This is a genomic window from Halomonas alkalisoli, assembly GCF_021412585.1.
Taxonomy (GTDB): Bacteria; Pseudomonadota; Gammaproteobacteria; order Pseudomonadales; family Halomonadaceae; genus Halomonas; species Halomonas alkalisoli.
The window spans coordinates 67,892-82,085 of sequence record NZ_JAKCMI010000030.1 but is presented as its reverse complement, the minus strand read 5'-3'; the positions used below and the strand labels follow the sequence as shown (position 1 = coordinate 82,085).

The 14,194-nt window shown below is 66.9% G+C and carries 12 protein-coding genes; 1 reads left to right on the top strand and 11 read right to left on the bottom strand.

From position 1 onward, the window contains the following. The first annotated feature begins 2 nt into the window (after nucleotides 1-2). A complete protein-coding gene (locus LY622_RS14955; protein ID WP_234291633.1) occupies nucleotides 3-1,217 on the top strand; it encodes an MFS transporter in 1,215 nt (404 codons plus the stop codon). Between the two features lie 123 nt (nucleotides 1,218-1,340). Here LY622_RS14955 and LY622_RS14950 read toward each other — a convergent pair whose 3' ends face one another. The 11 genes from LY622_RS14950 to LY622_RS14900 all read right to left on the bottom strand — a co-directional run bounded on the left by LY622_RS14950 (nucleotide 1,341) and on the right by LY622_RS14900 (nucleotide 14,179). Next, nucleotides 1,341-2,555 (bottom strand): DcaP family trimeric outer membrane transporter, encoded by a 1,215-nt coding sequence (locus LY622_RS14950; RefSeq protein WP_234291632.1) that lies wholly within the window; start codon nucleotides 2,553-2,555, stop codon nucleotides 1,341-1,343. A gap of 172 nt (nucleotides 2,556-2,727) precedes the next feature. Further along, nucleotides 2,728-4,359: a thiamine pyrophosphate-binding protein gene (locus LY622_RS14945; RefSeq protein WP_234291631.1), complete on the bottom strand. Its 1,632-nt coding sequence runs from the start codon at nucleotides 4,357-4,359 to the stop codon at nucleotides 2,728-2,730. A gap of 40 nt (nucleotides 4,360-4,399) precedes the next feature. Then, nucleotides 4,400-5,866, bottom strand: a complete 1,467-nt coding sequence (locus tag LY622_RS14940; RefSeq protein ID WP_234291630.1) for an aldehyde dehydrogenase — start codon at nucleotides 5,864-5,866, stop codon at nucleotides 4,400-4,402. A 17-nt stretch (nucleotides 5,867-5,883) separates the two neighbouring features. Then, the gene (locus LY622_RS14935; RefSeq protein WP_234291629.1) at nucleotides 5,884-6,681 is read right to left on the bottom strand and encodes an aspartate dehydrogenase; all 798 of its coding nucleotides are present in this window, start codon (nucleotides 6,679-6,681) and stop codon (nucleotides 5,884-5,886) included. Nucleotides 6,682-6,701: 20 nt separating this feature from the next. Further along, nucleotides 6,702-7,496 (bottom strand): SDR family oxidoreductase, encoded by a 795-nt coding sequence (locus tag LY622_RS14930; protein WP_234291628.1) that lies wholly within the window; start codon nucleotides 7,494-7,496, stop codon nucleotides 6,702-6,704. 9 nt (nucleotides 7,497-7,505) lie between these two features. After that, the gene (locus tag LY622_RS14925) at nucleotides 7,506-8,339 is read right to left on the bottom strand and encodes an alpha/beta fold hydrolase (RefSeq protein ID WP_234291627.1); all 834 of its coding nucleotides are present in this window, start codon (nucleotides 8,337-8,339) and stop codon (nucleotides 7,506-7,508) included. Between the two features lie 13 nt (nucleotides 8,340-8,352). Then, nucleotides 8,353-8,874, bottom strand: coding sequence for a cupin domain-containing protein (locus tag LY622_RS14920; protein ID WP_234291626.1), 522 nt, complete (start codon nucleotides 8,872-8,874; stop codon nucleotides 8,353-8,355). Nucleotides 8,875-9,126: 252 nt separating this feature from the next. Beyond that, nucleotides 9,127-10,044, bottom strand: a complete 918-nt coding sequence (locus LY622_RS14915) for a VOC family protein (protein ID WP_234291625.1) — start codon at nucleotides 10,042-10,044, stop codon at nucleotides 9,127-9,129. Nucleotides 10,045-10,141: 97 nt separating this feature from the next. Beyond that, nucleotides 10,142-10,942: an IclR family transcriptional regulator gene (locus LY622_RS14910; RefSeq protein ID WP_234291624.1), complete on the bottom strand. Its 801-nt coding sequence runs from the start codon at nucleotides 10,940-10,942 to the stop codon at nucleotides 10,142-10,144. A 296-nt stretch (nucleotides 10,943-11,238) separates the two neighbouring features. Beyond that, on the bottom strand, nucleotides 11,239-12,801 hold the full coding sequence (locus tag LY622_RS14905) for a sulfatase family protein (RefSeq protein WP_234291623.1): 1,563 nt from the start codon (nucleotides 12,799-12,801) through the stop codon (nucleotides 11,239-11,241). 61 nt (nucleotides 12,802-12,862) lie between these two features. After that, entirely contained in the window at nucleotides 12,863-14,179 is a 1,317-nt protein-coding gene (locus LY622_RS14900; RefSeq protein WP_234291622.1) for a TRAP transporter large permease, read from the bottom strand. Nucleotides 14,180-14,194 lie beyond the last annotated feature (15 nt).

Genomic DNA, 14,194 nt, shown 5'->3' with positions numbered 1-14,194 from the left:
CCATGAGTGACGCCGCCCCTCCCCGTCTCGTCATCCTGATGCTGGCCCTGGCCGGCTTCGCCAGCATGGCGTCGATGCGGGTCACCGATGCCATGCTGCCAGCGCTGTCGCAGGCCTTCGAGCGCCCGGTGGCCGACGTGGCGCAGAACATCACCTTCTTCGCCATCGCCTATGGCCTGATGCAGCTCTGCTATGGCCCGCTGGGCGACCGTCACGGCACTCTTCGGGTCATCGGCCTGGCCACGGTGGCCTGCGCGCTGGGTGCCCTGGGCTCGGCGCTTTCCGGGTCGCTATCGACGCTGCTGCTGTTTCGCACCCTGACCGGTGCCACCGCCGCCGCGATCATTCCGCTCTCCATGGCCTGGGTGGGTGACAACGTGCCCTACGAGAGCCGCCAGGTGACCCTGGCCCATATGCTCTCCGGCGCGGTGATGGGCCTGATCACCGGCCAGGTGGCGGGCGGTTTCCTCGCCGATACGCTGGGCTGGCAGGCCGCCTTCTATCTCCTGACGACCCTCTTCCTGCTGGCCGGGGGGCTGCTGCTGACAATGCTCCAGCGCCGCCCCGGCCTCTCCCCACCCAAGGCGGAACAGGGTGGGGTCGCCTTCCTGTCGCGGCTGCGCGAGATCCTGTTGATCGCCCGGGCCCGTCGCATCCTGGTGCTGGTATTCCTCGAGGGGATTGCCGCCTTCGGCGCCCTGGCCTTCGTCGCCAGTCACCTCTACGAGCGTCTCGGCGTCTCGCTGACCCGTGCCGGGCTGATGGTGGCGCTGTTCGGGGTGGGGGGGCTGATCTTCGCCGCCCTGGCCAGGCCGATGGTCAGGCGCCTGGGCGAGCCGGGCCTGGCCGCCGGCGGCGGTGTACTGATGGGGGTGGGCTTCGTCGGGCTGGCGCTGGCCCAGCAGCCGATAGCGGCCGCGGCCTCGGCCTTTGCCGCCGGGCTGGGCTTCTACATGATGCACAGCACCCTGCAGATCAATGCCACCCAGATGGCGCCCGCCACCCGCGGCACCGCCATGGCGGTGTTCGCCGGCTGCCTGTTCCTGGGCCAGTCGGTGGGGGTCAGCCTGGGCGGGGTGATACTGCGCCTGGCCAATAGCCTGTGGCTGCTGGCCGGTGCCGGCGTATGGCTGCTGCTGCTGGGCATGGCCTTCGCCTGGCTGCTGCGCCAGTGGCGACACGCCAAGCTCGAGTCTCCCCTGCCATCGCGTTCCTGAGAGCGCCCGGCGCCGTCTCCATGAAAAAGTGCCGATGGCGGGGCCATCGGCACAAACGGTAAGCGTCAAGAAAGGTGCCGGGGCGCGAGGCCTGGGCGAGCGGTGCCCGCACCCCGGGGCGCGTCAGAAGTGGAACTGCACGCTGGCCTGGATGCGGCTGGCATCCTCGGAATCGCCGTTGACCCGCTTGATATCGGAGTGCTGGTACTCGATGCCGGTGGAAAGTCGCTGGTTGACGTCCCAGATCAGATTGACGTAGGAGTACTGCACCCGATCCAGCCCGGCCTGGAAACCGGCGATCTCCTCGGGCAGGTCCTGGCTGAAACGCGCGGTGCCGATGGCGCTGGACCAGTCGCTGGTCCAGTTATGCTCCAGGGAGACCCCGAAGGCCTGGGAGTCGACGCTCTTCAGGGCACCGTCGGCGTCGATATAGGCGTCGGGAGTGCGGCCACCGGCCACGGGATCAGGCACGTAGCTAAGGTAGCTACCCAGGCCGCTGCCTAGGGTGGCGTTGGCCTTGAAGGTGGTGGCGCTGCCCAGCGGCAGGGCCAACTGGGCGGCGACGCCATAGCCGGTGGTGCTCTCGTCGACGCCACTGGTGGCCTCGTTGGTGGAGAGCTCCTTGACCAGCGCGGAGATGCCGAAGGTGCGGCCGAACTGATAGCGAGCGGTCAGGGTCGGCAGGCGATTCTCGGTATCGACCCCGGCGCTGCCGATGGGCGAGAGCGCGAAGGAAGGCTCTTCCAGGGAGACCGCGAAGGCATTGGGTCCTGCCCGATGGGTGTAGCGCAGCTGCGCCGGGCGACCGGTGGCATAGCCGATGGGGCCGCCCAGCTTCAGACTGCGCGGCGTGCCATGGAAGTGCATGAAGTTGGTCCAGCTCTGGCCGGCCAAGAAGGGGCCGAACTCCCCGTAGGCGTGGCGCAGGTTGAACTTGCCATCGGGCAGGAAGTGCCCCTCCAGATAGGTGTGCAGCAAGCCTTGATCGAAGCGGGTCTGGGTACGGAAATTGATCCGCGACTCCTTGGCGGTGAAGGAGGTCCGCCCATCGGTCTCGTTGCCCGAGTTGAGCAGCGCCAGCGGATCGGTACTGTCGCCCTGGTCATAATCGAAATCGTAGAAGGCATCCAGTTTCACATAACCACCGAAGGCCACGTCGGTATTGGTACCGGGAATATTGAAGGTGGAGCGGTGGTTCCAGGGCGCCCCCACGCGGCTCGGTTCGCCGGTGACCACCGGCTCACCGGCGGGGACCACGTCGAAGGCCTGGGTAGTGGCGGCAGCAGTCAGCCCCACCGGCAGCATCGCAGCCAGTGCAAATACCTTGTTATATTTCATTTTTAAGTTCCTCTTGGATTCAAATAAAAAGCGATTTTTGTAATTCGTGGAAAGTCTTTATTGGCGTCCTCATACCTCCTGAAAGTCGAACTTCAATCATGAGCGTCCCTACCCACCAAGCACTTGGCTGGTGGGAAGCGCTACCCCTGTCCTGGCGAGACGAATCAGTTCATCAATAGAGTTTTTTCTGCGGCGGGCCGGAGAACTTCAGTTCGCCGACGCTGGGCATGTCCACTTCCACCAGGGCCGGCCCCGGATGCCCCACCGCCTCGGCCAGTACCGCGGCGAAGTCGTCACCGTGACTGACCTTCCAGCGCCGGATGGCCATGGCATCGGCCAGCTGCTGGAAATCGGGGGTATGCAGTTCGTTATAGTACTGGCGCCCCTCGAAGTACTTCTCCTGGATGCCGCGCATCACCCCGTAGCCGCCGTCGTTCATGACGATCAGGGTCATGTCGAGGCGCTCCTGGGCCATAGTGGCCAACTCACCGAGGCCCAGCGCCAGGCCGCCATCGCCGACCAGGGTGACCACCTTGCGCTCGGGCTGTGCCACCGCGCAGCCGATGCCGTGCGCCAGGCCCAACCCTATGGCGCCGGCCAGGGAGTGGATATTGGTCAGCGGCCGCTCGATGGGCAGCAGTCGGCTGCCCCAGGTGCTGCCGGAGACGGTGATGTCGCGTACGAAGATGCCGTCCTCCGGGAGAGCGGCGCGTACCGCATCGCTGAGCTTGGCGTATTCGCCCACCTGGCTGCGCAACGCCTGCTCGGCCTCGGCCACCGCCTCGGCCACGGCGGCATCATAGGCGGGATCCGACTGGCGACCTTCCAGGCGGTCCGCCAACCGGCCCAGCACGTCGGCACAGTCGCCGCACAGGAAGGCGTCAGCGCGGTAATTGCGGTGGGCGGCGGCGGGATCGATATCGATCTGCACCAGCGGCCGCGGCAGGTCGACGGAGTAGGTCTTGGTCTCGTTGCTGCGCAGCCGGGAGCCAGCCACCAGCATCAGGTCGCTCTCGGCGAATAGGGCTTCCACCGGAACGGCGTTATGGAAGGCACGCAGGCTGCGCAGGTGGCTGTCGGGCAGCACGCCCCGGGCATGGGTGCTGGAGACTACCGGGATACCGGCATCCGCCAACCGTCTGACCGCCTCGCCCGCCGCCAGGGTGCCGCCGCCGATCCACAGCAGCGGGCGCTTGGCGGCCTTGAGCCGCTCGGCCAGTGCATCGATCTCGGCGTCGCTCACCGGGGCCGGAGTGGCCGGGACCACCGGGGCGGTTTCTACCCACTCGACCGGACTGGCCTGGATATCGATGGGGATCTCCAGACTCACCGGGCCCCGCGGCAGCGTCATCGCCTCGCGAATGGCCCGGTGCAGCAGCGGCACCGCCTGCTCCGGGGTACAGACCCGGTAGGCGGCCTTGGAGCTGGCCTTGAGGAAGGTCAGCTGGTCCTTGGTCTCGTGGATGAAGCCGGCGTCGCGGTCCAGGTAGGCCTTCTCCACCTGGCCGGTGATATGCAGCAAGGGCGTGCCGGCGTTGAGCGCCTCGAGCAGGGCGCCGATGGCATTGCCTGCGCCGGCGCCGGTGCTGGTCAGGGCCACGCCCAGGCTGCCCACTCGAGTGTGGGCGTCGGCCATGGTCACCGAACCGGCCTCACCGCGGGCGGGCACGAAGCGGATCTTGTCACGGCGGCCGATGGCGTCGGCGACCGGCAGGTTGTGGATGGAGATGACGCCGTAGACGGCGGAGACCGCATAGGCTTCGAGGGTACGGGCGATCGCTTCGCCTACGGTGATGGTGCTCATGGTGAATTCCTGTCGTTGTGGGTTCGGCGTGCGGAGCGGCTCAGTACGACCAGCCCATGGGCTCGCTGCCCAGGCCCAGATAGAGGCTCTTCTGCTGCATGTAGGCCTGGATGCCCTGGCGCCCCTTCTCGCGTCCCAGGCCGCTCTCCTTGAAGCCGCCGAAGGGGGTGGAGATGGCGAACTTCTTGTAGGTATTGATCCACACCGTGCCCGCCTCCAGCCGCCCGGCCAGGCGCAGGGCGCGCCGGTAGTCGGCGGTCCAGATCCCCGCGGCCAGGCCGAAGACGTTGTCGTTGGCCAGGCCCAGCAGCTCGTCCTCGTCCTCAAAGGGCAGCGCCACCAGCACCGGGCCGAAGATCTCCTCCTGGCACACCGCGCTTTCGTGGGGCAGCCCCCCGATGATGGTGGGCAGGTAGTAGCTGCCCAGGGCCAGTTCGGGATCCTCCGGTGCGGCGCCGCCGCACAGCACCCGGCCACCCTCGGCGCGGGCCTGGTCCACGTAGGCAGCTACGCCGTCGCGATGAGCCTCGCTGATCAGCGGCCCCAGGTGAGTGCCCGGGGTCTCGGGGTGGCCGACGCGCAGGCCGCGGGTGATTGCGAGCAGGCGCGTCATCACCTCGTCGTAGCGGCGACGCGGCACGAAAAGCCGCGAACCGGCGATACAGGCCTGGCCGGCGGAGCTGAAGATGCCGTAGGCGATGCCCCGGGTGGCCTCCTCGAGATCGGCATCCTCGCAGACGATGGTGGGCGACTTGCCGCCCAGCTCGAGCGAGGTGCCGATCAGCTTGTCGGCGGCGATATGCGCCAGGTGGCGGCCGGTGTTGGTGCCGCCGGTGAAGGAGATCTTGCGCACCTTGGGGTGGCGCACGATGGCCTCGCCGATCACCCGGCCGCGGCCCGGCAGCACGCTGAGCAGCCCCTTGGGCAGGCCCGCCTCCTCGAACAGCTCGGCCAGCTTCAGGGCCAGCAGCGGCGTCGCCTCGGCAGGCTTGACCACCACGGCGTTGCCGGCGGCCAGCGCCGGGGCGATCTTCTGTATCTCGCTGGCGATGGGCGAGTTCCAGGGCGTGATGGCGGCGATCACGCCGAGCGGCTCGTAGGTGCTCAGGGTCATCAGATCGCTACTGCGCTGGGTGGGCAGCTCGCCCTCCAGGGTCTCGCAGGCGGCGGCGAAGTAGCGGGCGGTGCCGGCGGCGCTGGCCACCAGGGCGCGGGTCTCGGCCAGGGGCTTGCCGTTGTCGCGGGTCTGCAGGGCGGCCAGCTCCTCGAGACGCGACTCGATCAGCTGGCTGACCCGGTAGAGGATGGTGGCCCGCTGGTGGGGCACCAGGTCGCGCCACTCGGGGCGGCGCCAGGCGATGTCGGCGGCCGCGATGGCCTCCTCGACGTCCTCAAGGCTGGCGGCGTTGAGTCGCGCGGTCACGGAGCCGTCGGCGGGGAAGACCGAGGCCAGGGGATCGCCGCGGCCCTGGCGCCATTCACCGGCGATAAAGATCGGTTGCGTCATGGGAGTGCTCCTTTCGCTCACACCGTCACCGGGTCCAACACCTGGCGACAGGCGCGGACCACCGACAGGGCGGCGAGCATCGAGGTCTTGGGGTTGTGCTCCAGGGGGCGACCGTTGAGCTCGATGCGGAACTCGCCGAAGCGCCCCTGGGCATGGATGCGGTGGGTGTTGCGGCTGGCCGCCGGATCGGCGGTAAGGCGCACGGTGGTGGCCTGCATGCCGATGCCGGCCAGGGCCACGGTGGCCGCCACATTGGCGTTGGCCGGGAAGAGCCGTGCCGCCTCGCCGGCGGTGCCCTCGTAGAAGACCGTCGCCTCGCTGAGAGCGTCGAGGTCCACCAGCTGCTCGGCGTGGCTGCCCTTCCAGCTGCGCGGCGCCTTGCAGGCCTCATAGGTGACGCTCTCCAGGCCACCCTCCCGGGCGGCGGCCAGGCCGTCCATGCCGGCCACGGCGCCGGAGAGCACCAGCATGCGCCCGCCGCCGGCCTCGGCGGCCTGGCGCAGGCGGCCGTAGAGCCCCTCGTCGGCCAGGCCGCCGGTGGCCACGATGGCCAGGGTCAGGCCACGGGCGAGCACCGCCTCACCGTGCTCGGCGAGCCCCGGCTGGCCGGCGCACTCCACCACCAGGTCGGGACGCCCCTCGCACTGGGCGACCGAGGTCAGCACCTCGATCCCGGCGCCCAGCCGCTCGCGGGTGGTGGCCAGCTGCGACTCGGGCACCACCACCCAGGCCAGTTCCAGGCCCGCCGGCAGCAGCCGGTGCACTTCCTGGGCCATGGCCCCGTAGCCGATGATCATCAAGCGTTTGGTCGTCATTGCGGGGGCGTCCTCGCGGGTCAGAGGTGGTGATTGAAGCCGCCGGACACGTCCAGGGCGGCGCCGGTGGTGAAGGAGGCCAGGGGCGAGGCCAGGAACACAAGCGCACGGGCCGGCTCCTCGGGGCGCCCCAGGCGCTTCATGGGAATGCCGCGCTTGGCGGCGATGCCGGCGATCCACTGCTCCCAGCCCAGCGACTGGTCGTCGCGGGCCTCGAAGCGCCGCCGCCACTGGCCCGACTCCACCATGCCGAGCAGGATGGAGTTGACCCGGATGCCCTCGTCGACCAGCTCGTGGGCCAGCGAGTGGGTCAGGTTCAGCAGCGCCGCCCGGGCCGCCGAGGTGGCGATCATGTGGGGCTCCGGCTGCAGCGCCAGCAGGGAGTTGACACAGGTCAGCGAGCCGATCGCGGAGGCAGCCAGTTGGCCCCGGAAGGCGTTCAGCGGATTGATCACCCCGAACAGCTTGAGGTTGGCCTCGGCGAGCCAGGCCTCCTTGGGGGTGTCGTCGTAGTGGGCCACGTAGCCCTGGCCGGCGTTGGCAATCAGCATGTCGGCGCCGCCGAAGCGCTCCGCCACCGCGGCGGCAAAATCGGCGCAGGAGGCCTCGTCAAGCACGTCGCAGGCCATCGCCAGCAGCTCGGCATCGGGAAAGTCGTCGGCGAGCGCCGCCCGCGCCGCCTCGAGACGCTCGGTATCGCGGCCGCAGAAAGCCACCCGGGCCCCCTCCGCCAGCAGCAGGCGCACGGTCTCCAGGCCGATGCCGGAGGAGCCGCCGGTGACCACGGCGACGCGTCGTTCGATCAGAAAGCTCATGGGGATCTCCTAGAGTTTCCCTGGCGCCTCAGCCGCGCCGAACAGCGGGCGGGCGAAGTCGTCCAGGGCCCGGGCGAAGGCCTCGGGGGCGTCGATATAGCTGGCGTGACCGGCCCGCGGGATATCGCGATAGGGCACCGCCAGGCGGCTGGCCAGAGCCCGGGCGTCCTCGGGCGGGGTGATGCGATCCTCGTCGCCGCACACCACCAGGGCCGGCACCGCCAGCGCCGCCGGCAGGTAGCGCGCCAGACGGTCGTGGGCGAGCATCCAGTTCGCCTGGATGAAGCCCGGCAGATTCAGCTTGTGCATCTCCGCCTCGACCCGGGCGATGTCCGCGGGATCGGCAACCTCGCGCAGCAGCCGCGGCGCCCGGGCCCGGGCGAAGGCGCCGGGGCCCTGAGCCTCGAGCTGGGTCCAGCGGCTGCGATAGACCTCGTCGCGCCTGGCCTCATCGGCATCACCGTAGCCCTGGGCCGGGTCGGCCAGCACCAGACCGGCCACCCGGCCCGGATAGGCCGCCACATAGGCGCCGGCCATCATGGCCCCCAGGGAGTGGCCCACCAGCACGCAGCGCTCGATACCGAGCGCCGCCAGCCAGGCCTCCAGACGCACGGCATAGTCGGCGGCCGTGGGCACCTCCGTCGCCAGGGGCTGACTCTCGCCATAGCCCGGGGCGTCCCAGGCCAGCAGGCGGTAGCCCGGCAACTCCTCGGCGAGCTTCGCCCAGGAGCCTGCGCTGGAGCTGATGCCGTGCAGCAGCACCAAGGGCGGGGCTGGCGCGGGCCGCGACTGCTCGCGGTAGCACTGGGCTCCGCTGTCGAGAGTGAGGCGTTTGGCGTCCACGGCGTCCTCCCTCTTAGTTACGTTTGACCTTGGACAGGGGATGATCCTCCGGATAGGTGGGGATCTGCGGCTTGTGCGTCCCCAGCATCACGCACATCAGCGCCTCTTCCTCGCCGTGGTTGAACAGGCCCCGATAGATGCGCGGCGGAATGGAGATGACGTCACGCTCCTCGAGCACCGTCTCCATGTAATCGTCGCCATCCTTGAGGAAGAGGGTGATGGTGCCCTTGAGCACGAAGAACACCTCCTCCACATCGTCGTGCACGTGCAGCGGCCCTTCGCACTTGGACGGCAACACCATGGTAGAGAAAGTGAAGTTTTCGGCCGGGATGGTGTTGGTATCAGCCTTGACCCCGGTGGCACCGGTGCCGATATAACGCATCTGGGCACGGCGATACTTAGGATCGTAATCGGCCTGAAACTTCAGGGCGTTCCAGTCGTATTTGCGGCCCTTGAAGCGCGCTATGCGAGTCTGCATCCACTCTTCGAAAGTGGTACCTTCGGGTTTTTTCCAGCTTTCCAGCATCTCTGACATTGTCGTTTCCTCTCTACTTGGGTCACTTCGCTTGTAGTGCCGAGGGTCTCAAAACCACTCGATTTGCGTGAATCGAGACAACGCGATCCCATGACGCCAACTTAGGGCATCTCGGCATGGTCCTTTCCATCGGTAACGAGTCCGTCTCTTACGGTCTCGTTATATCGGGGGAGTAGTCGCTGTTATCTCGGGTGATTTATGTTCCTTGTTTGCTCTTGCTCGTTTGGCAGGGATCGATTATCGAAATCAGGGTCAGACTTCGGCCTTCTTCTGCCGACGGGTCTCGGCGTCGATACCACCTTCCACGGCCCACTCGGTGAAGGATTCCAGGGAGTGCTGCATCTCCCGCGGCTCCCAAGCCTCGGTGAGATAGTCTTCGTTGGTGTAGTACTCGAATGCACCACCCAGAGGGCTGTTTACATACCAGAAGTAGGCCGAGGAAATAGGGTGACGCCCAGGGCCCAGGAAGGTGCTCCACTGCTTGCGGTTCATGGCCAGCCCGCCGCCGATCACCTCATGGATGTCGCGGACGGTGAAGGCCACGTGGTTGAGGCCGGCGCCGCGGTGAGGCAGCTTGAGCAGGAAGAGGTTGTGGTGGCCGCCGCGGGCTTGCATGCGCAAAAAGACCGCGCGGTCGGTGTAGCGGTCGGAGACGGCGAAGCCGAGTTTCTCGCGGTAGAAGGCCTCGGTGGCTTCCAGGTCGTCGACGAAGAAGACCGCATGGCCGATGCCGACGGGAGTGGCGCGCTCGTAGACCGGGCTCGGGGTGTCGATGCGGCGCATGTCGCCGTACTGGTTGATCGGGGTGACCTCCAGCTCCACCTCGCGCAGGGTGCTGACGCGGATGGCCACCGTCATGCCGTTGGGGTCGCGACACTCTATGAGATCGCCATGATCGACGAAGCCGGGCTGGTCGGCCAGGCGTACTTTCAACGCCGCCAGGGCGGTCGCATCGGCCGCGCCCCAGGTCATGCGCCGCAGAGTCGAGCCGGACTCGAACGCCGGCGGCAGCTGCGGGTCGTTTATCGGCGCCAGGCTCAGGCGCGCACCATTGAGTGTTTCAAAGGTCGTGTCGTTTACAGGGGAGAGCCCGAAATCGGCCACGAATTGCTTGCCGACCGCCAGGTTCTCCACGCCGAACTCCAACGCTTCGATGCCAACGATGCTCATGCTCTTACTCCTGCGTCAATCGACGCGGTTGTCGTCTGTGTGGCCCTCGCCTTGGCGTCGGGCATTTACTGGCCGGCTTGGCCGGCACCATTCCTTGCTAAGTGCCTCGGTGCTCGGCAACGCTTCGGTAACCAAGCAAACCGGAGATCGTCGCCGCTGCCTCTTCCACCGGGCCGCGCAGCCGCTCGCGCTCCTCGGCGGGAATCTCGTGCACCGGCACCATGATGCTCACCACCGCCTCGATCTCGCCGTCGCCATTGAAGACGGGGTAGACGATGGAGGAGATGCCGAGCTGGAAGAAGGATTCGGCGATCACGTAGCCGCGACGGCGATCCTCCTGGACCAGCTCCCACAGCGCCTCCCGGCTGGCTGGTGCGCCTGGCTGAGCATCGGGCAACGCCTCGTCGGGGTAGAGCGCCTCGAACTCCGTCCGGCTCAGGCCAGTCAGCAGCATCCGTCCCAAGGAGGTGCGGTGCACCGGCAAGCGGGTACCCACGCTGACCCGTCGGATGGTGGCATTGGCGGCACTGACCCGCGCCACATAGATGACGTCCCGGCCGTCGCGGATGGCAATATGGCTCGAGCAGCCGGTGGTGTCCCGCAGCGACTCGATCACTGGCTGGCCCACCTGCACCACGTCCAGGGAGGCCACATACTCGAAGCCGAGCCGCAGGACATTGACCCCCAGGGAATAAAGACCGGTGGAGGGGTGGCGACGCAGGAAGCCCATGTACTCCAAGGTCTGGATTGCCCGATAGGCGGTCGCCTTGGGGATGTCCACCCGCTTAGCGATCTCGGCAAAGCTCATCTCGCGATCGTTGCGGCTCAGTTCCATCAAGATCGTCAGGCCGCGCTCCAGGCCGGGGATCAGATACTTGCGTGCATCTTTGTCACTCATAAGGCGTCCTCTCCGGTGATGACCATTCCAGGCACCAGCATACCTCTTGGCGGCATGTCATCGCTCGAGCCGCAGTGGCTGTCGTGCTGCACGAGTCGCATCCAGCCGTGCGATTGGGCAGAAGGGGAGTCAACCTCAGGTCGTTTCATATATAAAACCATATTTATTATTTGATACAACAAAGATAAGTCCTTACCAAGCCCTTGTCAAGGTCACATTCGACATAAATAGATCACTATAACCACATGTTTTTAATGTAAAAATATCTCAGAATTCTCAGGGCCGAGCAGCCGGACTCAGGCACGGGCCGTGGCCACCAGACTGCGGTCGCGCAGGGCGATCAGGCGCTGGCTAAGCCGCGCCTGAAGGTCGAGGCGCACCGCCTGGTAATCGGGATCGTTCCAGCGGTTGGTGAGTTCATGGGGATCGCGTTCCAGGTCATAGAGCTCGCCCCCATCCTCCCCCTCGAAGAGGCTCAGCCGCCAGCGCTCGGTGACCAAGGTGATGATGCTGCAGCGCGCCTCACTGTCGCGGAACACCAGGATGCCCGGATCCTCCACCAGCACGTCCGCCGCCGGCTCACTCCCGAACAGGTCCTCGCCCTGCATGCCGATGGGCACCTTGATTCCGGCCCGCTGCAGCAGCGTGGGGGCCAGGTCGATGGCGCTGCCCAGCCGCCCGCAGACCGTTCCATGGGCGTCGCTCTGGGGGTCGTGCCAGATCAGCGGCACCCGCAACACGCTCTGGAAGTGCAGGCCCATCTTGAGCATGCTGCCGTGATCGCCCATGTAGTCGCCATGATCCGAAGTGAAGGCCACCACGGTATCGTCGACCAGGCCACGCGTCTTCAAGGTGGCCAGCACCTCCCCCACGGCATCGTCCACCATGCTGATGCTGCCGTAGTTGAGGGCGATGATCTCCCGGGCCTGGCGCTCGCTCACCGCGAAGGGCCAGTGGCTCTCCGGATCCTCGGCGCCCCAGCGGTAAGCCTCGAGGGCCGACTCGGGCAGACCCTCGATGGCCTCCACCGGATGATGAAAGGAGGCCGGCAGTTCCACCTCGTCCGGGTCGTACATCGACCAGTAGCGGCCAGGCGGGGTAAAGGGATGATGGGGATCAGGAAAGGAGACCACCAGCACGAAGGGGGTCTCGGCGTCCTGCTTCGCCAGGAAGTCGCAGGCCTTCTCCTGGACATAGCGGGTGGGATAGAGCGCCTCGGGCACGGCGGTACGCCAGCACTGGGGCGCCGATACCGATGACGGAAGGGCATTGGCGGGGCCGCGCAGCGCGGCCGGATCGGGGTGGCGCTCATGCAGCCAGGCGGTGTAGTGGCCATCCACCAGGTCGCCGTGGCCGATGCACAGCCGGGCGTGCTCGAAGCCGTAGTAAGGGCCGGGCAGCGCGAGGCCCGGCTGCTGTGCCCAGCGACGGCGCACTTCCCAGCCGTAGTCGGGGCCCTGGCGCTGATCGCTCCGCGCCAGGGCAAGCCTCGGCGTGTCCCCCTGCCTGCCCGGGGTCCGGGGCGGCGCCGGGATATCGGTGACGTTCTGGAAGTGCGCCTTGCCGATATAGCCGGTGCGGTAGCCCTCCCCGCGCAGCACCTCGGCGAAGGTAAGGCTGTCGAGCCCCAGGGGAATGCCGTTCTGGCGCACCCCGTTCACCGAGGGCATCTGGCCGGTGACCAGCGCCGCCCTGTTGGGCTGGCAGATCGGCGTGACCACGTGAAAGCGCGTGAAGCGCACCCCGGCCGCGGCCAGGCCATCGATATGCGGCGTCTTCACCGTGGGGTTGCCATAGCAGCCCAGGTGATCGGCACGCTGCTGGTCGGTGATAAAGATAACGAAACTGGGGCGTCGCATAGTGATATCTCCACGGCCACCTCCCCGGACCGGCGGCACGCCTGGCCCGGGGAGGGCGGAATCAGCCGAACATCCAGCCGACGGGAACAGTCACGATCTGCGGGAAGGCAAAGATGATGGCGATGGCCAGGAAGTCGCAGATCAGGAAGGGGATGGCGGCCCGGTAGATGCTGCCCATGGTGGTGCCCTGAGGCGCCACCGCCTTCATCACGAACAGGGCCGCGCCCAGCGGCGGCGAGGTGGAGCCGGTCTCGATGGCCAGCAGGAAGAGCACCGCGAACCAGATGGTATCGAAGCCCAACTGGTCCACAACCGGCACGAAGATCGGCAGGGTGATCAGCATGATCGGCAGCGGCCCCATGAACATCCCCAGCAGCACCACGGTGAGCACCATGGCCAGCACGATCATATGGTCGTTCACCGGCAGGGAGAGCACGGCGTCCATCAAGCCGAAGGTGGTGCCGGTAAAGGCCAGCAGCTGGCTGAAGGCCACCGCCCCGGCGACGATCAGCAGCACCATCACCGAGATATTGGCACTCTCGAACATGGAGGTGCGGAAGTTCTCTACCGTCAGGCGGCGCTTGACCAGGGCCAGCAGGATGGTGGCCACCGCCCCGGAAGCCGCCGCCTCGGTGGGCGTGGCCAGGCCCAGGAAGATCACCCCCACCACGGCGAAGACGATAAAGCCGATAGGCAGGATATTGCGCACCCCCGCCTCCACCTTGACCTTGAGCGGTGTCGGCTCCACATCGAAGGAGGGCGCCAGGTCCGGCTGCAGGGTACAGCGTCCCCAGATATAGAGCGCATAGAGCACCGCCATCAGCAACCCCGGCAGGATAATGGCGATCAGCAGCCGGCCGATGGAGATCTCCGCCACCACCCCCAGCACCACCGCCAGGGCACTGGGGGGAATCATGATGGCCAGGCCCGCGGAGCCGATGATGGGCCCCAGCGACATGGGTTTCTTGTAACCGCGCTTCTCCATCTCCGGGGTCAAGCTGGAGCCCAGCAGGGCAATGGCACCCATGCTGTTGCCAGTCAGGGTGGAGAAGAGCACCCCGCCGCCCACCGCCATAAAGGCCAAACGCCCCTTGAGCTTGCCGAACCACTTGTCGAGGGTGTCCATCAGGTCATTGGCGATGCCGGAGCGGAACATCACCTCGCCCATGATCATGAACATGGCGATGGGCACCAGAGTGAAACTGGTCAAGGCATCGGTGGTGTTGATCACCAGCTGCTCGATGCCGGAGGTGCCGCCCAGGAAGACGTAGGCGCCCACCAGGTTCACCGCCAGAAAGGAAAAGGCCACCGGCAGCCCCAGCATCATCAATACCAGCAGGGCGCCGAGAATAAGCGATAGCGTTAGCCACCAATCCATAACATACCTCCACAG

Coding starts and splice junctions, on each gene's coding strand:
- LY622_RS14955 (WP_234291633.1), top strand. CDS start 3: ATGAGTGACGCCGCCCCTCCCCGTCTCGTCATCCTGATGCTGGCCCTG.
- LY622_RS14950 (WP_234291632.1), bottom strand. CDS start 2,555: ATGAAATATAACAAGGTATTTGCACTGGCTGCGATGCTGCCGGTGGGG.
- LY622_RS14945 (WP_234291631.1), bottom strand. CDS start 4,359: ATGAGCACCATCACCGTAGGCGAAGCGATCGCCCGTACCCTCGAAGCC.
- LY622_RS14940 (WP_234291630.1), bottom strand. CDS start 5,866: ATGACGCAACCGATCTTTATCGCCGGTGAATGGCGCCAGGGCCGCGGC.
- LY622_RS14935 (WP_234291629.1), bottom strand. CDS start 6,681: ATGACGACCAAACGCTTGATGATCATCGGCTACGGGGCCATGGCCCAG.
- LY622_RS14930 (WP_234291628.1), bottom strand. CDS start 7,496: ATGAGCTTTCTGATCGAACGACGCGTCGCCGTGGTCACCGGCGGCTCC.
- LY622_RS14920 (WP_234291626.1), bottom strand. CDS start 8,874: ATGTCAGAGATGCTGGAAAGCTGGAAAAAACCCGAAGGTACCACTTTC.
- LY622_RS14915 (WP_234291625.1), bottom strand. CDS start 10,044: ATGAGCATCGTTGGCATCGAAGCGTTGGAGTTCGGCGTGGAGAACCTG.
- LY622_RS14910 (WP_234291624.1), bottom strand. CDS start 10,942: ATGAGTGACAAAGATGCACGCAAGTATCTGATCCCCGGCCTGGAGCGC.
- LY622_RS14905 (WP_234291623.1), bottom strand. CDS start 12,801: ATGCGACGCCCCAGTTTCGTTATCTTTATCACCGACCAGCAGCGTGCC.
- LY622_RS14900 (WP_234291622.1), bottom strand. CDS start 14,179: ATGGATTGGTGGCTAACGCTATCGCTTATTCTCGGCGCCCTGCTGGTA.